This is a genomic window from Thauera phenolivorans (assembly GCF_001696715.1).
GTDB classification, from domain to species: Bacteria; Pseudomonadota; Gammaproteobacteria; order Burkholderiales; family Rhodocyclaceae; genus Thauera; species Thauera phenolivorans.
In genome coordinates this window covers 565876-586415 of record NZ_MBFM01000002.1, presented here as the reverse complement: position 1 = coordinate 586415, position 20540 = coordinate 565876, and the positions used below count along the sequence as shown (strand labels likewise).

General features: G+C 64.8%; 13 protein-coding genes. 8 read left to right on the top strand and 5 right to left on the bottom strand.

Annotated features, from left to right (window positions below; all coding sequences use genetic code 11):
* Nucleotides 1-52: 52 nt before the first annotated feature.
* The 3 genes from BB334_RS06160 to acnA form a co-directional block, all read right to left on the bottom strand.
* Nucleotides 53-361: a type II toxin-antitoxin system RelE/ParE family toxin gene (locus BB334_RS06160; RefSeq protein ID WP_068805737.1), complete on the bottom strand. Its 309-nt coding sequence runs from the start codon at nucleotides 359-361 to the stop codon at nucleotides 53-55.
* A gap of 2 nt (nucleotides 362-363) precedes the next feature.
* On the bottom strand, nucleotides 364-648 hold the full coding sequence (locus BB334_RS06155; protein WP_068805734.1) for a ribbon-helix-helix protein, CopG family: 285 nt from the start codon (nucleotides 646-648) through the stop codon (nucleotides 364-366).
* Nucleotides 649-795: 147 nt separating this feature from the next.
* A complete protein-coding gene (gene acnA / locus BB334_RS06150; protein WP_068805730.1) occupies nucleotides 796-3507 on the bottom strand; it encodes an aconitate hydratase AcnA in 2712 nt (903 codons plus the stop codon).
* A 495-nt stretch (nucleotides 3508-4002) separates the two neighbouring features.
* Here acnA and acnB point away from each other — a divergent pair, with 495 nt between their 5' ends.
* Nucleotides 4003-6600, top strand: a complete 2598-nt coding sequence (gene acnB / locus BB334_RS06145; RefSeq protein WP_068805728.1) for a bifunctional aconitate hydratase 2/2-methylisocitrate dehydratase — start codon at nucleotides 4003-4005, stop codon at nucleotides 6598-6600.
* A gap of 101 nt (nucleotides 6601-6701) precedes the next feature.
* Here acnB and BB334_RS06140 read toward each other — a convergent pair whose 3' ends face one another.
* On the bottom strand, nucleotides 6702-7592 hold the full coding sequence (locus tag BB334_RS06140) for an MBL fold metallo-hydrolase (RefSeq protein ID WP_068805725.1): 891 nt from the start codon (nucleotides 7590-7592) through the stop codon (nucleotides 6702-6704).
* Between the two features lie 123 nt (nucleotides 7593-7715).
* Between BB334_RS06140 and BB334_RS06135 the strand changes: the two genes are divergently transcribed.
* From BB334_RS06135 to BB334_RS06115, 6 genes are all read left to right on the top strand, one after another.
* The gene (locus BB334_RS06135) at nucleotides 7716-8687 is read left to right on the top strand and encodes a GlxA family transcriptional regulator (protein WP_068805722.1); all 972 of its coding nucleotides are present in this window, start codon (nucleotides 7716-7718) and stop codon (nucleotides 8685-8687) included.
* 153 nt (nucleotides 8688-8840) lie between these two features.
* Nucleotides 8841-9794, top strand: a complete 954-nt coding sequence (locus BB334_RS06130) for a restriction endonuclease (RefSeq protein ID WP_068805719.1) — start codon at nucleotides 8841-8843, stop codon at nucleotides 9792-9794.
* Between the two features lie 826 nt (nucleotides 9795-10620).
* A complete protein-coding gene (locus BB334_RS06125) occupies nucleotides 10621-11163 on the top strand; it encodes a hypothetical protein (RefSeq protein ID WP_158014366.1) in 543 nt (180 codons plus the stop codon).
* An 85-nt stretch (nucleotides 11164-11248) separates the two neighbouring features.
* Nucleotides 11249-12379, top strand: coding sequence for an ISAs1 family transposase (locus tag BB334_RS06120; protein ID WP_083200306.1), 1131 nt, complete (start codon nucleotides 11249-11251; stop codon nucleotides 12377-12379).
* A 37-nt stretch (nucleotides 12380-12416) separates the two neighbouring features.
* Entirely contained in the window at nucleotides 12417-12938 is a 522-nt protein-coding gene (locus tag BB334_RS18125; RefSeq protein ID WP_158014365.1) for a hypothetical protein, read from the top strand.
* 57 nt (nucleotides 12939-12995) lie between these two features.
* Nucleotides 12996-14126 (top strand): ISAs1 family transposase, encoded by a 1131-nt coding sequence (locus BB334_RS06115; RefSeq protein ID WP_083200305.1) that lies wholly within the window; start codon nucleotides 12996-12998, stop codon nucleotides 14124-14126.
* A gap of 265 nt (nucleotides 14127-14391) precedes the next feature.
* Here the strand turns inward: BB334_RS06115 and BB334_RS06110 are convergent, their stop codons facing one another.
* Nucleotides 14392-18264 carry a DUF3427 domain-containing protein gene (locus BB334_RS06110; protein WP_068805707.1) on the bottom strand — a complete coding sequence of 1291 codons (3873 nt, stop codon included), beginning with the start codon at nucleotides 18262-18264 and terminating at the stop codon, nucleotides 14392-14394.
* A gap of 207 nt (nucleotides 18265-18471) precedes the next feature.
* On the opposite strand from BB334_RS06110, the gene BB334_RS06105 reads away from it, so the two are divergent.
* Nucleotides 18472-20538 carry a TonB-dependent receptor plug domain-containing protein gene (locus BB334_RS06105; protein WP_068805704.1) on the top strand — a complete coding sequence of 689 codons (2067 nt, stop codon included), beginning with the start codon at nucleotides 18472-18474 and terminating at the stop codon, nucleotides 20536-20538.
* Nucleotides 20539-20540: the final 2 nt, after the last annotated feature.

Below are 20540 nucleotides of genomic sequence, written 5' to 3'. Positions count from 1 at the left end.
CCCAATCGCACCCTTTGCCCAACTCCAGCGGGTGCGCCGATGTCTACGCGCTTCAGGTATTCGGGGCCTGGCTCGGGTAGCCGGCTTCGCGCTGGCTTCGGATGGCGAGAATGAAGACGGTGTCGATCACTTCAACGTAGCGATACAGCGCAACGTAGCCACGTTCACGCCGTCCGATGATCAGTTCGCGTTTGCCGGCGCGCACTGGCCGTCCGATCTGCGGGCTGTGCGCCAGCACGTCGATGGCATCAATGATGTCGCGGATGCGCCCCTCAGGATCTCGCGCCTGATGGCGCTCGAGGTGATCGAGGATACGGTCGAAGTCGTCGGCCACCTTGGGCGCCAGTTCGATCGTCGCCATCCCTAAGGGGTGGGCTTGCGCACGGCGGGCCGCGCTGCGGTTTCACCGCGAACGCGAGCCTCGAGGTAGCGGCGCATTTCGCTCCAGGAGATCGTTTCGCCACGCTGGATCAGTGTGGCGTACCGCTGATCGGCTTCAGCGTCGAATGCGTTTTGCCGCTCGGCTTGCGCCGTCTTCTCGGCAATCGCCTCCAGGATGAAGCCGTGCGCGCTTGTGCCCGCCCGCGCTGCGGCCGCAGCGACCCGGGCCTTGAGCTCTTCCGGTAGGCGGATGGTCGTGGTGGACATGGCTTTTCCTGGCGATTTCTCTCCCGGTCAATGTAGCACATGCGTGTCACAACCGAGACCCGAATGATCGCCGCTGAAGCGCCTTGTGGGGTCTGCTGCGCGGCCCGCCGACATCCGGTCCGGCGGGCCGCCAGCCGGCCCCCTTCATCAGTCGGCGAGGATCTCCCGCAACACGTAGGGCAGGATGCCGCCGTGGCGGTAGTACTCGATCTCGATCGGGGTGTCGATCCTGCACAGCAGCGGCACCGCCAGCGTCGAGCCGTCGGCGCGGCGCACCTGCAGGGTCAGCGTCTGCTGTGGTTCGAGCCCGCTTGCGATGCCCTCGAGGGTGAAGTGCTCGCTGCCGTCGAGACCGAGGCTCTGCCAGCTGTCGGCGGCGGCGAACTGCAGCGGCAACACCCCCATGCCGACCAGGTTGGAGCGGTGGATGCGCTCGAAGCTCTTCGCCACCACCGCCTTCACCCCGAGCAGCGCCGTGCCCTTGGCTGCCCAGTCGCGCGAGGAGCCGGTGCCGTATTCCTCGCCGGCGAACACGATCGTCGGCACGCCGCGCGCCATGTAGTGCGTGGCGGCGTCGTACACCGTGGTCTGCTCGCCGTCGATGAGCGTGTAGCCGCCTTCCACCCGGGTGCCGTCCGGATTGAGCGGCAGCATCAGGTTCTTCACCCGCACGTTGGCGAAGGTGCCGCGCACCATCACGTCGTGGTTGCCGCGGCGCGAGCCGTAGGAGTTGAAGGCCTCGCGCGGGACGCCCTGTTCGAGCAGCCAGTGGCCGGCCGGGCTGGTCTCGCGGAACGAGCCCGCGGGCGAGATGTGGTCGGTGGTCACCGAGTCGCCGAGCAGCAGCAGCGCCTTCGCGTCGCGGATGTCGCCCACCGGCGCGGGCGTCATGGAGAAGCCGTCGAAGAAGGGCGGCTTGGCGATGTAGGTGGAGGGCGGCCAGTCGTAGACCTGGCCGTTGGGCGCGGCGATCGCGTTCCACAGGTCGTGGTCGCGGGTGAAGTCGGCGTACAGGCGGCGGTAGGTCGCCGGGTCGGTGGCGAAGGGCATGACCTCGGCGATCTCGTCCGAGCTCGGCCACAGCTCGCGCAGGAACACCGGCTCGCCGTCGCTGCCGGTGCCGAGCGGCTCGGTGGTGAGGTCGATGTTGGCGCGACCGGCGAGCGCGAAGGCGACCACCAGCGGCGGCGAGGCCAGGTAGTTGGCGCGGATGTTCGGGTGGATGCGGGCCTCGAAGTTGCGGTTGCCCGACAGCACGGCCGCCACCACCAGGTCGTGCTCGACGATCGTCTCGTTGAACTCCCGCGCGAGGTCGCCCGCGTTGCCGATGCAGGTGGTGCAGCCGTAGCCGGCGAGGGCGAAGCCGAGCGCGCCGAGCGGCTCGAGCAGGCCCGCCTTGTCGAGGTAGTCGGTGACCACGCGCGATCCGGGCGCGAGCGAGGTCTTGATGTGCGGCTTCACCTGCAGGCCGCGCAGCACCGCCTTCTTCGCCAGCAGGCCGGCGGCGATCAGCACCGCCGGGTTGCTGGTGTTGGTGCACGAGGTGATCGCGGCGATCAGGACGTCGCCGTGGCCGAGATCGATGTCGTCACGCCCGCTGTCGAAGCGGTCCACCAGCTGGCCGGGCTCGTGGCCGAAGCCGTTCTCGGTGACCGGCGCGGAGAACAGGGTCTCGAACGCGTGACGCATCGCGGGCAGGGCGATGCGGTCCTGCGGACGCTTCGGCCCGGCGAGCGAGGGCACGATGGTGGCGAGGTCGAGCACCAGGCTGCGGCTGTAGTCGATCTCGCCCGCGCGCGGCACGCCGAACAGGCCCTGGGCGCGGAAGTAGGCCTCGAGCAGCGCGCACTCGGCCTCGTCGCGGCCGGTGGCGCGCATGTAGGCGACGGTCTTGTCGTCCACCGGGAAGAAGCCCATCGTCGCGCCGTACTCGGGCGCCATGTTGGCGATGGTGGCGCGGTCGGTGACCGACAGGCTGGCGGTGCCCTCGCCGTAGAACTCGACGAACTTGCCCACCACCTTCTCGCGGCGCAGCATCTCGGTGACGGTGAGTACCAGATCGGTGGCGGTCGCGCCCTCGGGCAAGCTGCCCTTGAGCTCGACGCCGACCACGTCGGGTGTGAGGAAATACACCGGCTGGCCGAGCATGCCGGCCTCGGCCTCGATGCCGCCCACGCCCCAGCCGACGACGCCGACGCCGTTGATCATGGTGGTGTGCGAATCGGTGCCCACCAGGGTATCGGGGAAGACGAGTTCGCCGCCGTCGCTCGCCAGGCTGCGCACGCCGCGGAAGAGGTATTCGAGGTTCACCTGGTGCACGATGCCGATGCCCGGCGGCACCACGCGGAAGGTGTCGAAGGCCTGCATGCCCCACTTCATGAACTGGTAGCGCTCGCGGTTGCGCTCGAACTCGAGCTCCATGTTCTGGCGCAGCGCCTGCGGCGTGCCGTAGTAATCGACCTGCACCGAGTGGTCGACCACGAGGTCCACCGGCACCAGCGGCTCGATCAGCTTCGGGCTGCGCGCCTGCTGCACGGCGACGTTGCGCATCGCCGCGAGGTCGGCCAGCAGCGGCACGCCGGTGAAGTCCTGCAGGACCACGCGCGCGACCACGAAGGGAATCTCCGCGCTGCGCTCCGCGTTCGGCTTCCACGCCGCGAGTTCGCGCACGTGCTCTTCGGTGACCTTGCGGCCGTCGCAGTGACGCAGCACCGCTTCGAGCACGATGCGGATCGACACCGGCAGCCGAGAGATCGCACCGAGGCCTGCGGCCTCGAGCGCGGGCAGCGAGTAGTACTGCGCGCTGCCGCCGTCAGGCTTGGTGAGGGGCTTGAGCGTGTCGAAAAGGTTGTGCGGCATCTGCGTTCTCCTTGTTCTGCCGGTGGGATAGGGAAGGAATAGCATACAAACATGCGACTTGCCCCCACCGCGAGCGTTCCCCGCGGGGAGACGCGTCGCCCCCGGCAAGCCGCGGTAGGAGCGCAGCCCTCTGCGCGATGGCGGCGCTTGTGCGGGCGACGCGGCTGCTATCGCCCTGGGGGCAGGGCTCCTACACGGGAGGGCGGTGGCGGGTAGCGGGTGGCGGGGTAGGAGCGCAGCCCTCTGCGCGATTTGGCGGCTGTGCTGGCGATGACGGCTGCTATCGCCCTGAGGGCAGGCCTCCTACGGGGCGTCGCGGGCGCGTGCTGCGCGGGGCCGCGGGGAGTAGAATTCGCGGCTGTTGTGCCGCTTTTTGGCGAATCGGTGGTGCGCTGCACCGCAAGTCTTATAAAAGACATATAATTCGCCCCGATCCGCGCGGGAGACCCCCGTGGGGAGCCCTGATCACCGCCACGAACAAGTGAGGAAGTCACCGTGCTTGAAGCCTACCGTGCCCATGTCGCCGAACGTGCCGCCCTCGGCATCCCTGCGCTGCCGCTGAGCAAGCAGCAGGTCACCGAGCTGGTCGAACTGCTTAAGAACCCCCCCGCCGGCGAGGAGGACTTCCTCGTCGAGCTGCTGACCTACCGCGTGCCGGCCGGTGTGGACGACGCCGCCAAGGTCAAGGCCGAATTCCTGGCCAAGGTCGCCAAGGGCGAGGAAAGCTGCGGCCTGGTGTCGCGCGCGAAGGCCACCGAACTGCTCGGCACCATGCTGGGCGGCTTCAACATCAAGCCGATGATCGACCTGCTGGGCGACGCCGAGCTCGGCGAGATCGCCGCCGAGGGCCTCAAGAAGACCCTGCTGATGTTCGACTATTTCCACGACGTCAAGGAACTGGCCGAGAAGGGCAACGCCAACGCCAAGGCCGTCATGCAGTCGTGGGCCGACGCCGAGTGGTTCACCAGCCGCCCGGAAGTCCCCGCCTCGCAGAAGCTCACCGTGTTCAAGGTCACCGGCGAAACCAACACCGACGACCTCTCGCCCGCCCCCGATGCCTGGTCGCGCCCCGACATCCCGCTGCACGCGCTGGCGATGCTGAAGAACCCGCGTCCGGGCATCGAGCCGGAAGAAGCCGGCGTGCGCGGCCCGGTCAAGTTCCTCGAGGAGCTGCGTGCCAAGGGCAACCTGGTCGCCTACGTCGGTGACGTCGTGGGGACCGGCTCCTCGCGCAAGTCCGCCACCAACTCGGTGCTGTGGTTCACCGGCGAGGACATCCCCTTCGTCCCCAACAAGCGCTTCGGCGGCGTATGCCTCGGCTCCAAGATCGCCCCGATCTTCTTCAACACCATGGAAGACGCCGGCGCGCTGCCGATCGAGATCGACGCCGGCAACATGGAGATGGGCGACGAAATCGAGCTCCAGGTCGACGACAAGTCGGGCAAGGTCACCGCGCTCAAGAACGGCGAAGTGATCGCAGAATCCCAGCTCAAGACCCTGGTGATCCTCGACGAAGTGCGCGCCGGCGGCCGCATCCCGCTGATCATCGGCCGCGGCCTCACCACCAAGGCGCGCGAAGCGCTCGGTCTGCCGCCCTCGACCCTGTTCCGCCTGCCGCAGGCGCCCGCCGATTCCGGCAAGGGCTTCTCGCTGGCGCAGAAGATGGTCGGCCGCGCCTGCGGCATGCCGGAAGGCCAGGGCGTCCGTCCGGGCACCTACTGCGAACCGCGCATGACCACCGTCGGCTCGCAGGACACCACCGGCCCGATGACCCGCGACGAACTCAAGGACCTCGCCTGTCTCGGCTTCTCCGCCGACCTGGTGATGCAGTCCTTCTGCCATACCGCCGCCTATCCGAAGCTGGTCGACGTCAAGATGCACCGCGAGCTGCCGAGCTTCATCAGCACCCGCGGCGGCGTCTCGCTGCGTCCGGGCGACGGCGTGATCCACTCCTGGCTCAACCGTCTGCTGCTGCCCGACACCGTCGGCACCGGCGGCGACAGCCACACCCGCTTCCCGATCGGCATCTCCTTCCCGGCCGGCTCCGGCCTGGTCGCCTTTGCCGCGGCGACCGGCGTGATGCCGCTCGACATGCCGGAATCGGTGCTGGTGCGCTTCAAGGGCACGATGCAGCCGGGCGTCACCCTGCGTGACCTGGTCAACGCGATCCCGCTGTACGCGATCAAGGCCGGCCTGCTCACCGTCGAGAAGAAGGGCAAGAAGAACATCTTCTCGGGCCGCATCCTCGAGATCGAAGGCCTGCCGGACCTCAAGGTCGAACAGGCTTTCGAGCTCACCGACGCCTCGGCCGAGCGCTCCGCCGCCGGCTGCACGGTCCACCTCAACAAGGAACCGATCGTCGAGTACATGAACTCGAACATCACCCTGATGAAGTGGATGATCGCCAACGGCTACGAGGATGCCCGCACCCTCAAGCGCCGCATCAAGGCGATGGAAGAGTGGATCGCCAAGGGCGAGCTGCTCAAGGGCGACGCCGATGCCGACTACGCCGCGGTCATCGAGATCGACCTCGCCGACATCAAGGAGCCGGTCGTCGCCTGCCCGAACGACCCGGACGACGTCAAGCTGCTGTCCGAAGTCGCCGGCGACAAGATCGACGAAGTCTTCATCGGCTCGTGCATGACCAACATCGGCCACTTCCGCGCCGCCGGCAAGGTGCTCGAGGGCAAGTCCGACATTCCGACCCGCCTGTGGATCGCCCCGCCCACCAAGATGGACGCGATGATCCTCAACGAGGAAGGCTACTACGGCGTGCTCGGCAAGTCCGGCGCCCGCATGGAGATGCCGGGCTGCTCGCTGTGCATGGGCAACCAGGCGCAGATCCGCAAGGGCAGCACCGCGATGTCGACCTCGACCCGCAACTTCCCCAACCGCCTCGGCATCGACACCCGCGTCTATCTGGGCTCGGCCGAGCTGGCCGCGGTGTGCGCGCTGATGGGCAAGATCCCGACCGTGCAGGAATACATGGCGCAGGTGGAAGTGGTGAACAAGAAGGCCGGCGACATCTACCGCTACATGAACTTCGACCAGATCGAGGAATTCCGCTCGGTCGCGGACACGGTGGAAGTCTGAGTCGGTAAGTAGCCGGAAGGCTGGGACGGCCGGGAGGCCGTCCTGGTGGAGAGACCCCTCGTCAGCGATGGCGGGGGGTTTTGCTATTGCGGCGCTCCCGGTCAGAACTTCAGGATCTCGCCATCCGCCGGAATCCGCACGCGATCCTGAATGCCATGCTGCTCGACGTATTCCTGCAACTGCTCGCGGCTCAGGGTCATGTGGTTGATCGCATCCATATGGACGGCGACGATGGTCGCATTCGGCGCGGCACGGTAGGCACGGAGCACGTCGTCCTTGCTCATGATGATCGAACCGGGGTAGCCGATCAGACGGGCGTCGCCTGCGTTGAGGAGGACCACGTCGGGGTTGAATCGGGCCAGGCTCTGCTCGACCTCGCCACGCCACACGGTGTCGCCGACGAGATAGACGGTGGGCGAATCCGGTGCCTGAAAGACGACCCCCATGGCCTCGCCCAGGAAGCCCGCCAAGCGCTCATCGGCGTACATTTCGTCGGTGCCGTGCTGGCCGCCCGTCTTCGTCAGGCGCACCCCTTCGAAATCCGTCTCCGTCCCCATCAGGCGAACATCGGTGAAGCCCTGCCCACGAATGATCTTCGCGTCGGCTTCATGCTGCACGAACAAGGGGAGGTCTTTCGGAATGTACTGATGCTCACCGCCGTCCCAGTGGTCGAGATGCGTATGCGTCACGATCACCGCATCCACGCCCTTCAGCACCTCCGGGGCCGGCATCGGCAGCTCGACCATCGGGTTGCGGCGATCGCTGCGAACCGTTCCTTCAAAGCCCGGATAGGCGCCCTTTTTCGCGAGCAGGGGGTCGATGAGGAAGACCTTGCCTGCATAGTCGATCTTCGAGGTGGCGTTGCGGATGTGCTGCATCTGCGCCGTCGCGGGGGTCGGCGTTGCGGTGTCGTCGGCGGCCTGCGCCGGCAGACCTGCCAGCCCGAGGGAGAGGGAGATCGCGAGGGTACGAAGGACTGCGGTTGGCTTCATGTTTCGGCTCCAGAAATGGCGTTGGTCGAAAGCGCCATTGTCGGCCGGTCACGGCATTCATAGAATTGGCCTGAAGGTCATCTATCGAAACATTCGGGCCACAGCACCCGGAGCGATCGTGCCATGTTGAAACCCCTTCCCGCCGTTGCGCTGATCGTTCCCCCCGGGGTCAGTGCGTTTCACTTTGCCGTGCCGTACACCGTGTTCACCCTGGCGCTGCCGGAAGGACCGCTATTCGACCTGAAGGTCGTCACCTCGGGCGCTCGAGCGCTGCGGGCCGAGCGTGCTCTGATGGTGCTGCCGGACGGCGGGCTGGAATTGACCGAAACGGCAGACATCGTCGTGGTGCCGAGCTGGCACGACCTGAGCGCGCCCCCGGAGCCCGACTTGCTCGACGCGCTGTCGCGCGCGCATGCGCGCGGCGCCCATGTCGTGGGGCTGTGCTATGGCGCCTACGCACTCGCCTATGCCGGGCTGCTCGACGGCAAGCGGGCCGCCACGCACTGGATGGCCGAACAGGATTTCTGCGTACGGTTTCCGCGCGTGAAGCTGGACATGAACGCCCTCTACGTCGAAGAGGATCGGCTGATCACCTCCGCCGGCACGGGCGCCGGGCTGGACTGCTGCCTGCATATCGTGCGCGCCTACTACGGCCCCAAGGCCGCCAACAAGGTCGCGCGGATGATGGTCATCCCGCCGCACCGGGAGGGCGGGCAGGCGCAGTTCATCGAGCAACCGATCGCCTCTTCGACGCAGGACGCACAGATCAACCGGCTTCTCGACTACCTGCGCGCCAACCTCACCGCGCAGCACAGCGTCGACGACCTGGCGGCGCAAACCGCGATGAGCCGGCGGACCTTCACCCGGCACTTCAGCAAGGCGACCAGCATGACCTTGGTCGAGTGGCTGGTGAATGAGCGCCTGCAGCGGGCCCGCGAGCTGCTCGAGACCACCTCGCTTCCGGTCGAGAAAATCGCCGAACTCGTGGGGTTCCAGACGCCGGTGTCGCTCAGGCAGCACTTCCGCAAGCGGTTTCAGGTGAGCCCGCGGGACTGGCGCCGGACATTCGGTCAAGGCGAAGCGATTCCTGCCTAGAAGGACGGTTTCAGGCGCTTCCAGATTACGCGTGCCGAATGGCAGTCGCTGACGGAGGCCACCGACCGACCGGCACTACCGGAGCCGAGAAGTAGGTCTCGCTTGGCATCAAATTCGCATATCTGCGTCTCCCGCCTTGGGGATAATCGCGGCATGAGTCGTCGTTACCACAAGTCCAGGCGCGAACCCGGCCTGATCGAAATCGCCGCCACCTCCAACTGGAAGGTGGCCGCCGGCATGTCCCTCGTGTGCGTGGTGGGGGCCCTCTTCGTCATCCCCGCCCTGTTCGGCAGCAGCAGGGTGCTCGGTGCGCTGGTGCCGATGCTGAGCGCATTCGCGTGGCTGATCGCCTGCGTCTTTGGTGCGATCTCGCTGCTCCGATTCATGAAGGAGCAATCATCCGCTCCCGTCCCAGCAGCGAACATGGCGGCCCGGCGGACGGTGCCGCCGCGCGTCGAGCCTGCTATTCGGCAGAAACCCGAAAGCAACAACGCGTTGAATTCGAACGAATGGGGGCAATCCGCCGCCGCATCCGCGACGGAGGCGAAGCCAACGAAGTGGTCGCGCGAAGTCGTCAACCGCATCGAATGGAAGCGCTTCGAGGATCTGTGCTGCGAGTTCTACAAAGTGCTGGGCATCCGCGCGGAGACCACGGCGCTCGGCGCGGACGGCGGGGTGGATGTGCGTCTTTTTCAAGACGACACCGATCCGCAGCGCTGCACCGCGGTCGTGCAGTGCAAGGCCTGGAACCAATTAGTGGGTGTGAAGGAAATCCGCGAGCTGCGCGGCGTGATGGCGCACGAGAAACTCGACAAGGCGTTCTTCATGGCGCCGAACGGCTTTACCGACGATGCGCGCGCCTTCGCCGCAGCGAACGGAATCACACTGCTGGACAGCAGGCTGTTTCTCGCGATGGTGGAGCGATTGCCGGAAGCCTCGGCTCAGCATCTTTTGACGTTCGCGACGGCAGGCGAGTGGGCGATTCCGACGTGCCCGAGTTGCGGCGACAAGATGGTCGCGCGCGACGGCAAACGCGGACGGTTCTGGGGGTGTGTCCGTTATCCGAAGTGCCGGGCGACGATGCCGATGCGGGCATCGGCATTCTGAGATTGCCGGCGCGGGAGCTGCGAACTGCGTAACAACGGCGTGCTGATCGATAGCGGATTATGCCTTTGGAGTTTTATGGTTTTCATTTCTACTGATCTCGCCTCTTGCTCTCGCAAAAGGCACAGGCTGCTTCTTTCTGGTTGCCAGCCCACGGATCAAGATCGGGGTGAAGTCGGCGGCCTATGTACAGACGTGGGCACAGAAATCACTCAGTCCGATCCGCTTTGATATTGCGCATAAGCGAGCGTGGTATGCAGAGACCAACACGTACGCGACGGAGGCAGCCCGATCCGCTGATATCTACGTGCTCTGCGTGTTCGCTGCGATCGCGCGGGCTTCCGCGAATCCGCGTGACCCCGACCAATGGTTCTTCCTCGCATGCAGGGCATCCCTTTTGAATGAGAGATTTCCGACGCAGAAGACTGTGGCCCTTTCGGCCTTAGAGAGGTTAGGCTTGGCGAGGCTGAAGTATGACGCTCTTGATGAGCATATTCGCGTGCTGGGAACTACGAATGCGATACAGCCGGGTTTGCCCTTACGGGCTTGGGGGTGGAGGTCTCAGTCCGGCCAGAAGCCGTCATTGGCAACCCAATCCGGATAGCGGCTATCCGGGCAAGGCGGTATGCTCACGGCCTTTGTGCCAGATAGGTCGCATCGCGCCGTAAGGCCGTCGGCTGCTGCTTTTCCTGAATTTTTATTCTGTGTTGCGCGTAGTTTCTGTTTCTAGACAGAAAATCGTAGAGCAAGTTATCAGGCATTCCGATGTTACGCGGCAGAAGTGCCGCCAGAAAACAAAGCTATGACTCACGAAAGGAAGGGGGGTATTTTGAGCGAAATCGTCGAACATGCTGACGGCGGGAATGGGCAGCCCGCTCGGATCGGCGACTCGAACCTGCCGGTTTCGATGAAGGTGTACCAAGACATTTACCACCAGATCACGGGACGAACCGAGCAGATTCGAAAGAGGTACACGGACAATATCCTCTTGGAGATGACAGAGCTGGAGCAGCTGCATCACAAGATTCTGCAGCTGTGCGACGTGCATGATGTCGTGGCGAGGAACGAAACCATTTCAGTGTTTCATGACAAGGAGCGAAAGGAGCAGTTCACGTCATTTGAGCGCTTTCGGAGATACAACGCGAACAGCCCTAGCCCCTGCGTCAACGTCGTCCTCAAGTACAACTTTTCCATTGTTCCCGCGGGTCGGCAGCGTCCGCAGGAGTACGTGGTAACGGTTCGCCTCACCTCTCGTGTTGCGATCCTGCGGCAAGCCGAGGAAGAGGCGCCCCCCTTTATTCGCGGCCGAGTTATTGCTCTCATTGGAGACAACACCGCAGGGCGATCGCACCGACATTGCATACCCATATGACGTAAACGGTTTACGATCATGCACTTAGAGACCCCCTGTTCACAACGTCATATTTTGTGTAGTTTCCTACCTTTTTGGGCCTCCCATGAAGGCAGGAAACGTCATGCCGCTGACGCAGGTGTTTGTCTCGATTTCCGATCCACGCAGCACACGTCACAACCGCCACGATCTGGCCGAACTGCTCACGGTTGCGGTGTGCGCGGTGCTGTCGGGCGTCGACGACTTCGTCGACATCGAGTTGTGGGCCGAGGCCAAGATCGACTGGTTGCGCAGCTTTATGAAGCTTGAACACGGCGTTCCGTCTCATGACACGATAGGCCGCGTGTTCGGCATGATCGCGCCGGACGAGTTTGAAGCCGCGTTTCGACGCTGGGTCGGCATGGTGGTGCCGGTGTTGGCCGAGGATACTGTCGTCGCCATTGATGGCAAGAGCAGCCGGCGAAGTGGGAACAAGGGCAAGACCCAAGCTAGTCCGCTGCACATGGTCAGCGCCTTCGCCGCTGGCATGGGCGTCGTGCTGGGCCAGACCGCCACGGCCGAGAAGTCGAATGAGATCACCGCCATTCCGGAACTGCTCGCTACCCTGGCGCTCGAGGGCTGCGTGGTGACCATCGATGCGATGGGCACGCAAACCAAGATCGCACGCACGATCCGAGAACGTGGCGCCCACTACGTCCTGTGCGTCAAGGACAATCATCCGAAGCTCCTTGATTCGATCCTGCTCGCGAGGCTCGGCGTGAAGGAAGTGCTCAAGCCGGCTTCGACCCACGAGACGACCACTCCCGGCCACGGTCGAATTGAAGTCAGGCGCTGTTGGGCCTTCGACGCGGTCGATCGGCTCTACCAAGGTGGAGAATGGAAAGATCTGGCCAGCTTTGCCGTAGTCGAACGCGTGCGCACTGTTGGCGATCGTACAAGTACCGAGCGTGCTTACTACATCAGCAGCCTGCCCGCGGACGCAGAGCGAATCGCTCGGGCCGTACGCAGTCACTGGGAAGTAGAAAATAGGCTTCACTGGTGTCTCGATGTGCAGTTCAACGACGACCAATCACGCGTGCGAAGCGGTCATGCCGCCAACAACCTGGCCATCGTGCGCCATATCGTGATGAACCTGCTGCGGCTCGATACCACGCGCAAAGCGAGCATCAAGTCCAAGCGAATGTTGGCTGCTACAGTTGATCATTATCGTGCTGAATTGCTAGGTGTTATGACATGAAGGTGCGATTGCCCTGGACAACACCGCTGAAGTCACGGTGGACTACGCCGACTACGTCATCGCTCGCGGCTTCTTGGAAGCCTTCGATGAGTGGATACGAGGATGCAAGTGCGTCCCGAAGAAGGACTGGTTACGCCGACTGCAAGGCTGGTCACATCTAATTCCACAGGCGCTCCAGCTTGGCGTCGCGCTCCTGATCGTTTGGTACGCACTTGCTGCGATACCTAGCTACTTCGCTTCGGGATCCTCGCCTGAGGCGTGGGCGCGATTCGTCGTCTTGTATATGGGGGCATCGTATGTGCTGCTTGCAGTGGCACAAGCGGCAGGCCGCATGATCGAGGAAGCAATCGATACGTTTCCGACGCTTTCATATCTAAAGCTCAATAAGGGCGACGAGCGAATGATCTCCGAGTTCCAACGGCGCGCTCGAGGTGCTTCGATGACGTTGGTTGGAGGTGCGGTTCTCACGGTCATTCTTGGGATCATCTCGGCTAAGCAGGGCGATCGCACCGACATTGCATACCCATATGACGTAAACGGTTTACGATCATGCACTTAGAGACCCCCTGTTCACAACGTCATATTTTGTGTAGTTTCCTACCTTTTTGGGCCTCCCATGAAGGCAGGAAACGTCATGCCGCTGACGCAGGTGTTTGTCTCGATTTCCGATCCACGCAGCACACGTCACAAACGCCACGATCTGGCCGAACTGCTCACGGTTGCGGTGTGCGCGGTGCTGTCGGGCGTCGACGACTTCGTCGACATCGAGTTGTGGGCCGAGGCCAAGATCGACTGGTTGCGCAGCTTTATGAAGCTTGAACACGGCGTTCCGTCTCATGACACGATAGGCCGCGTGTTCGGCATGATCGCGCCGGACGAGTTTGAAGCCGCGTTTCGACGCTGGGTCGGCATGGTGGTGCCGGTGTTGGCCGAGGATACTGTCGTCGCCATTGATGGCAAGAGCAGCCGGCGAAGTGGGAACAAGGGCAAGACCCAAGCTAGTCCGCTGCACATGGTCAGCGCCTTCGCCGCTGGCATGGGCGTCGTGCTGGGCCAGACCGCCACGGCCGAGAAGTCGAATGAGATCACCGCCATTCCGGAACTGCTCGCTACCCTGGCGCTCGAGGGCTGCGTGGTGACCATCGATGCGATGGGCACGCAAACCAAGATCGCACGCACGATCCGAGAACGTGGCGCCCACTACGTCCTGTGCGTCAAGGACAATCATCCGAAGCTCCTTGATTCGATCCTGCTCGCGAGGCTCGGCGTGAAGGAAGTGCTCAAGCCGGCTTCGACCCACGAGACGACCACTCCCGGCCACGGTCGAATTGAAGTCAGGCGCTGTTGGGCCTTCGACGCGGTCGATCGGCTCTACCAAGGTGGAGAATGGAAAGATCTGGCCAGCTTTGCCGTAGTCGAACGCGTGCGCACTGTTGGCGATCGTACAAGTACCGAGCGTGCTTACTACATCAGCAGCCTGCCCGCGGACGCAGAGCGAATCGCTCGGGCCGTACGCAGTCACTGGGAAGTAGAAAATAGGCTTCACTGGTGTCTCGATGTGCAGTTCAACGACGACCAATCACGCGTGCGAAGCGGTCATGCCGCCAACAACCTGGCCATCGTGCGCCATATCGTGATGAACCTGCTGCGGCTCGATACCACGCGCAAAGCGAGTATCAAGTCCAAGCGAATGTTGGCTGCTACAGTTGATCATTATCGTGCTGAATTGCTAGGTGTTATGACATGAAGGTGCGATTGCCCTGCTCGGCTAAGCTCGAGAAGATGCTGTGAAACATAACATGGCAGTCGACGCGGACGTCCTATCGGCCGGCTCTCGCCGGCCCATTGTCCGCCGGTCACTTCTACGTTAACGACAGCTTTCCCCGAAGCTCGACGGCAGCAACGGGCCGGCACCGGAAGTAGGGCGCCAGGCTCGGTTCGATTCGTGATTCGCTATCGCACCGCCATAGCATGGCTCTTGCTATTGGCCGCGAACGCTCAGTGGAGATTTCTCAGGCACGGTAATTCAAGGCCAACATGACACTCATCGGCGCACTCCCGCTATGCCCCTCATATCGCGCCTTGCCGCAATAAACGAACGGAGCAGCCTTACCCCCGGCCAGCTTGGCTTCGCGAACGAATAGATGCAGCGCGATCCCTCGCTTTTCATGCTCGATGATCTCCCGCCCGCGTTTGCTCTCCGGAGTCGTCGAATTCTGGCTCGACCACTGGAAGGTGTCCTCGTCGATCCAGCGGTCCAGATACCGATGATCTTCCGACTTGCCTTGCTTGTTCAGCGTAACCAACAGCGTGTGAGCATTGCGTTCCGGCAGCACGACATGGCCGCTGTTCCAGTTCCCCGGGTTGAATTCGACACCGAACAGTGCCGGGATCTCTTCGCGCATGAAGGATTCTCCCACCGCGAGTTCCAGGGGATCGATCACTGCCTTGAGGCGGGCGAGGGTGCGTAGCTCTTCGGCCATTTCGGTGGTGACCACAATGTCTTCGTAGTCGGGGTTGTTCGCGACGAGCACGTAGCTTCCGTCAGGTTGTTTGTTCACCACGCGCAGCAGGTATTGATCGTCGCCCGTGCGGTCCTGGCGTTCGATCGCCATGACGTTGCCGGTGATCGAGCCTGCGGTGGTGGGACTGATCAGCTCCAGCAGCAGGTAGTCGCCGTCGCGGATCGGGTTCTTGCCGCCGTTCATCGAGTTGCCCGAGGCGCGCGCGATGAAATGGCGGGCGGGGTCGAGTCTGCCGTAGCCTGGGCCGAGGCGGCGATGTTCCTCGGCGTCGGCATGGGCGGTGCGGAAGTGGCCGCAGGCGATGCGGAGATTCGGGAAGTAGGGGAGTTCGGTTCCTTCGGGCCGTGAATGCGGAAAGGCGATGACGTTGTCCGCGTTCGGCGTGGTCGCGCGCCGGGCTTCGTAGGCGGCGAAGCGGTAGTCGATGAGTTCCTGCGCCATCCCCGCCAGGATTTCCCGCCGTTCGGGTGCGACGGAAAAAGCGGGCTCGAAGCGTTCGCCCTCGATCCGAAAGAAGGTCCGCGCATTCTTGCCCTGGTTGCCGCCGATCCAGGCGTTGACCGGGTTGCTCTGCCAATAGCGTCGCCAGGCCGCGCTCGTGCCTTCTTCTGTGTCGTCGGGCGTTTCCGGTAGGTCCGCCAGCAGCGGACGGCGGCGCTGCAGGACTTGCCATGAACGCTCGGCGAGCTGTGCGAGCGTGGGGGCGGCGCGCCAGCCGTCGAGCTCCTGAAAGGCCTCGAGCAGCACCATCTTGAAGCTCTTGGTCATGGCGGTGGTTTCCAGCTCGCGGAGGAAATCCGGATGAGCGGCATGGACGGCCAATTCGGCCTCGTCGAGATCGTTCATCGACTGCACCAGACCGAACCAGCTCGTGTTTTCCTTGCGCATCCGCGCGAGGCTGGCCCCGCTGCGGTAGAACTCGGCGAGCGTCGGTCGGCGGCCGAGGCCTTTCTTCAGCGCTTCGTATTCCCGCGCGATGCCGTGGCCGTCGAGCGATTTTAGGAACTCGATCAGCTTCAGGTCGTAGTTGATGTAGCAATCCGCCGGCAGTTCGAGGCGCCGCGATTCGAGCCTGCGCGCGAACTCGGCGAGCTGCTTGTAACTGCTGCCGATCTGACCGAGCGCCTGCGATTTGTGCAGGAAGCTGTGATGGTTGCCGATGAAGTCGAGGACGACGAGGCGCTCCTTGCCTTCTGCCTTGCGCAAACCGCGGCCGAGTTGCTGCAGGAAGAGGATCTTCGACTCGGTCGGCCGCAGCATCAGCACGGTGTCGATTGCGGGCAGGTCGACGCCTTCGTTGAAGAGGTCGACCGAGAAGATCACCTTCAGGTGGCCGTCCGCGAGTTGCTCCAGTGCTTCGCCGCGCGCCAGCGTCGAGCCGGCGTAGACCGCGGCGGCGGTGATGCCCTGGAGCTGGAATTGAGTCGCCATGTACTCCGCGTGGCGCACCGATACGCAGAACGCAAGGGTGCGCTGCTGCGCCCGCTTGCCCCATTCCTTAAAGGCGTGGCGGGCGCGGGCGAGGGTGGCGAGCTTGTTGGAGAGCTTGTCCGGGTCGAAACGGCCGTTGCGCCAGGGGATCTCCTCGTAGTCCACCGACTCGTCCCAGATGCCGAAGTAGTGGAAGGGGGCGAGCAGCTCGGCTTCGATACCGGCGAAGAGGTCGCGGGTGAAGACGAGGTTGTCGTCGCACAGGGAGAGGATGTCCGACTGATCGGTGCGGTCAGGCGTGGCGGTGAGGCCGAGCAGGAAGTGCGGTGCGAAATGGGCGAGCAGGCGGCGGTAGGTCGGCGCGGCGGCGTGGTGAAATTCGTCGACGACGATGTAATCGAAGTGCTGCGGCGAGAAGCGCTCCAGATGGGTGTTGCGGCCCAAGGTTTGAACCGACGCGCACAAGACGTCCACCTGGGTGTCGCGGGTCTGCCCCATGTAGTAACCCACCCGCGCCCCCGGCCGGATGCGCACGAAGGTTTCCGCCGCCTGGGTGAGGATCTCTTCGCGGTGGGCGACGAACAACACCCGCCGGGCGCCGAGTTGGGCGGCGTCGAAGGCGGCGAGCCAGGTTTTGCCGAGGCCGGTGGCGAGCACGACCAGGCCGCGCCGGTAGCCTTCGCGACGGCTCTGGGCGAGCGCGGCCAGCGCTTCGTTCTGAATCGGCGTCGGGGGCGGCGGCGGATCGCCATCTTCGCTGCCCGGTTCGATTTGCCGGGGTGGCGGCACGCGGCGCGCTTCGTAGCGGTCGATCCAAGGGTCGCTCAGTTCGACGGTGCGGGGATCGCGGAACAGTTCCTCGAAGCGGGCGCGCGCTTCGAGAAAGCCGTCGTCGCCCGGGTAGTCGACCCGGTAGTTCCATTCCAGCCCGTCGGTGAGCGCCGCGCGGCTGATGTTGCTGGAGCCGATGAACACCGTGCCGTGCAGCGCGTTCGGATCGGGGAAGTGGGCGAACAGATAGGCCTTCATGTGAAAGCTACGCCCGCGCGATTCGAAGATTCGGACCTGCGCCCCTTGCTCCTGCAACAAGGCCAACAGCCGCAATGCCTCCGGGTCGGTGATGTCGAGATAGTCGCTGGTGAGGACGCGGACGCGGGCGGGCGGTCGCGCGCCGTCGGCGTCGCGGCCGAGCGCGTCGTGCAGGTCCGGCAACAGCAGCCGCAGGCCGCTCGCCTTGACGAAGGACACGGCCAGATCGATCTCGTCCGCTCGCGCGATGGACTGGCAAAGCTGGGGAAGGAAGGGGTGGTGCTGCTCGCCAGTGAAGAGCCGATGGACGGGACGGGCGCCGCGCCGCAGCAGCGCATTCAACCACTGCTCGCTCCGCTCGGGCCGCTGGTCCTGCGTTATCCAGCACTCCAGCGCTTCGAGCTCCGGCAGCCCGCTGGACCATTGCGCAAGGCGTTGTGCGGTCGCGTCGGTGAAATGCCGTTCGCCATCGCTGCGTTCGCCTTCGCCATGCTTGAAGCTGAGGTAGAAGACGCCGCTCGGCTTGAGGCTGGCCCAAAGCCGGGCGAGGGTTGCGGGCAACTCGGCTTCGGCCACGTGCAATAGGCTGGCGCAGGCCCAGATGCCGTCGTAGCAGGCATGCTCTCCGACGTCCTGGAAGTGTCTCACCTCCACCGCCTGGCCGATGAGGGCTTCCGCCCGCCGCGCGAGTTCGGCCGAGGCGTCGAAGGCGCGCACCCGGAAGCCGGCGTCGAGGAAGGCCTTGCTGTCGCGCCCCGAGCCGCAGCCGGCGTCGAGGATCAGCCCGCCCGCCGGAACCTGCGCCAGAAAACGTTCCTGCAGCGCCGACATGTCCACATGCAGCGTGCCCTCCACGAAGCGGGCGGCATTGCTGTCGTAATAGCGGACGGTACGGGGCATGAGCGAATGCGACCGCGAGGAATTTCCGCCTCTGGCCGGGCAAGGTTGTCGGTTCGAATGCTCGCAAGGCTACCAGGTCCCCCCATCCCACACCCGTGATCCACGACCGCCGCGCGGTTTTTCTCACTGCGCCCGCTTCTCCGGTGGACGCCGCCCGCCCGCTCATGCAAAGTTCATGCGCCCAAAAATCCGAACGGAGTCGATGCCGTGTCTTTCCGCCGTCCAGCCCGCTCTCTCGCGCTCGGCCTCGGCGCGCTCGCAGGCGCGCTCGTGCTGCACGACGCGGCCGCGGCGGATCCGTTCTTCGACGACATCCCGATCGTGCTCACCGCGTCGCGCATGGCGCAGTCGCCGGTGGATGCGCCGGTGGCGGTGAGCATCATCGACCGCGAGATGATCGAGGCCTCGGGCTTCACCGAGATCCATGACCTGCTGCGCCTGGTGCCCGGCTTTCTCGTCGCCGACTGGGCCGACGGGTCGCCCACGGTGGCCAACCACGGCGTGGGCGACGCCTACGATCGCCGGATCAAGGTGATGATCGACGGCCGCACGGTCAACAGCCCCCTGTTCGGCAACACGGCCTGGCAGGATCTTCCGCTGCGGGTCGACGACATCGAGCGCGTCGAGGTGGTGCGCGGGCCGAACGGTGCGGCCTACGGCGCGAACGCCTTCCAGGCGGTGATCAACCTCATCACCCGTCCGCCCTCGACCGAGCGCGGCGCGGCGCTCATGAGCCGCATCGGCCGGGACGGTTTTCACGACCACGGCTTCCGGCTCAACGGCAGCGCGGAAGGCGCGATCGACTGGCGGCTCTCCGGCTCGCACCGGCGCGCGGTGAATTTCCGCCCCTTTCTCAATGACAACGGCGCCCTGAACGGGCGCGAGACGATCGCGCGCTCCGTGCTCAACCTCGGCGTCGAGACCCAGCTCAACACGCGCGATGCGCTCGAGCTGCTGGTGGGGCTGAGCGAGGGCGGTAGCGAGCGCGGCATTCCGGGCGATCTCGCCGAGCCCGAGCGCGAGGACGACACGCGTTCGCGTTTCCTGCATCTGGCCTGGCGGCGCAGCTTCGCGGCCGACTCCGAGTTCTCGCTGCAGTACTATCATCAGGACGAGCGCGTCCGCGCGGGCTGGCTCAACACCGCCTACGCGCCGCTGGTGATTCCCGTGGAGCTCGACGGCGATTCCCGCCGCGACGATCTCGAGCTGCAGTACAGCGCGAGCCTCTCGCCGGCCTGGCGCCTCCTGCTCGGGGCCGGCGTGCGGCGCGAGGCGGCGCGGGTGTCGTCGATGTTCAACACCGGCAGCACCCTCAGCGGCACCAGCAGCCAGGTCTTCGGCAGCGTGGTGTGGTCGCCGCTCGCGCGCCTCAAGGTCGATCTCGGCGGCACCCTCGAGGACCACCATTACAGCGGCTCCCTGTTCTCGCCGCGCGTCGCGTTCAACTACGCGCTGACGCACGAATCCGCGCTGCGCCTGTCGGCCGGGGTGTCGTACCGCACCCCCTCGCTGGTCGAATCGCGGGCAGAGCAGGTGGTGCGGGTCGGCTCCGAGATCAAGCAGCTGCAGTTGCGCGCGGGCGAGAACATGCAGCCCGAGCGCGTGAAGCATCTCGAGATCGGCTACGCCGCGATGTATCGCGAGCTCGGCCTCGGGGTGGATGTGCGCGCCTTCTACAAGCGCTACGACGACTACATCGACGACCAGCGCTGCTTCTATCCCTCGCGGCCCTGGGAGGAGCCCGGTTCGCCGGCGGACCGGATGTGTCCGCCGCCGCCGCCGGGTTTCGCGCCCTACGAGTACGACTTCCACGTGGCGCGTAGGCCGCGCTCCTACCTGTTCCAGAACGCCGGCACCTTCTCGATGAGCGGCGGCGAGTTCAGCGTGGACTGGCGGCGTCGCGGCTGGGGCCGGGTGGTGCTGTCGCAGGCGGTGATCGACATCGACGCCGACGAGGACATCCTCGATCGCGACTTCGAGACCAGCGCGCCGCGCTCGATCACTTCGCTGCTGCTGATCAAGGACTTGTCGCCGCGCTGGCGGGCCAGCCTCGGCTATTACCACCACGCAGGGATGAACTGGCTCAACGACGGCGACCGCGTGCCCGCGGACGGGCGACTCGACCTCAAGCTGGCGCGCACCTTCGGTCCGGCGGGGTCGGACAACGAGCTGGCGATCGTGGCGCAGAGCGTGAACGGGCGGTATGCGGACTTCCATGAAGGCCGTTACCGTCACGAGCCCGCGCTGTTCGCCAGCCTGCGACTGGGGTGGTGAGG

Excerpts from the sequence above, each read along its gene's own strand:
- BB334_RS06130 (WP_068805719.1), top strand. The coding sequence starts at position 8,841 with ATGAGTCGTCGTTACCACAAGTCCAGGCGCGAACCCGGCCTGATCGAA.
- BB334_RS06115 (WP_083200305.1), top strand. The coding sequence starts at position 12,996 with ATGAAGGCAGGAAACGTCATGCCGCTGACGCAGGTGTTTGTCTCGATT.
- BB334_RS06160 (WP_068805737.1), bottom strand. The coding sequence starts at position 361 with ATGGCGACGATCGAACTGGCGCCCAAGGTGGCCGACGACTTCGACCGT.
- BB334_RS06155 (WP_068805734.1), bottom strand. The coding sequence starts at position 648 with ATGTCCACCACGACCATCCGCCTACCGGAAGAGCTCAAGGCCCGGGTC.
- BB334_RS06135 (WP_068805722.1), top strand. The coding sequence starts at position 7,716 with ATGTTGAAACCCCTTCCCGCCGTTGCGCTGATCGTTCCCCCCGGGGTC.
- acnA (WP_068805730.1), bottom strand. The coding sequence starts at position 3,507 with ATGCCGCACAACCTTTTCGACACGCTCAAGCCCCTCACCAAGCCTGAC.
- BB334_RS06120 (WP_083200306.1), top strand. The coding sequence starts at position 11,249 with ATGAAGGCAGGAAACGTCATGCCGCTGACGCAGGTGTTTGTCTCGATT.
- BB334_RS06110 (WP_068805707.1), bottom strand. The coding sequence starts at position 18,264 with ATGCCCCGTACCGTCCGCTATTACGACAGCAATGCCGCCCGCTTCGTG.
- BB334_RS06140 (WP_068805725.1), bottom strand. The coding sequence starts at position 7,592 with ATGAAGCCAACCGCAGTCCTTCGTACCCTCGCGATCTCCCTCTCCCTC.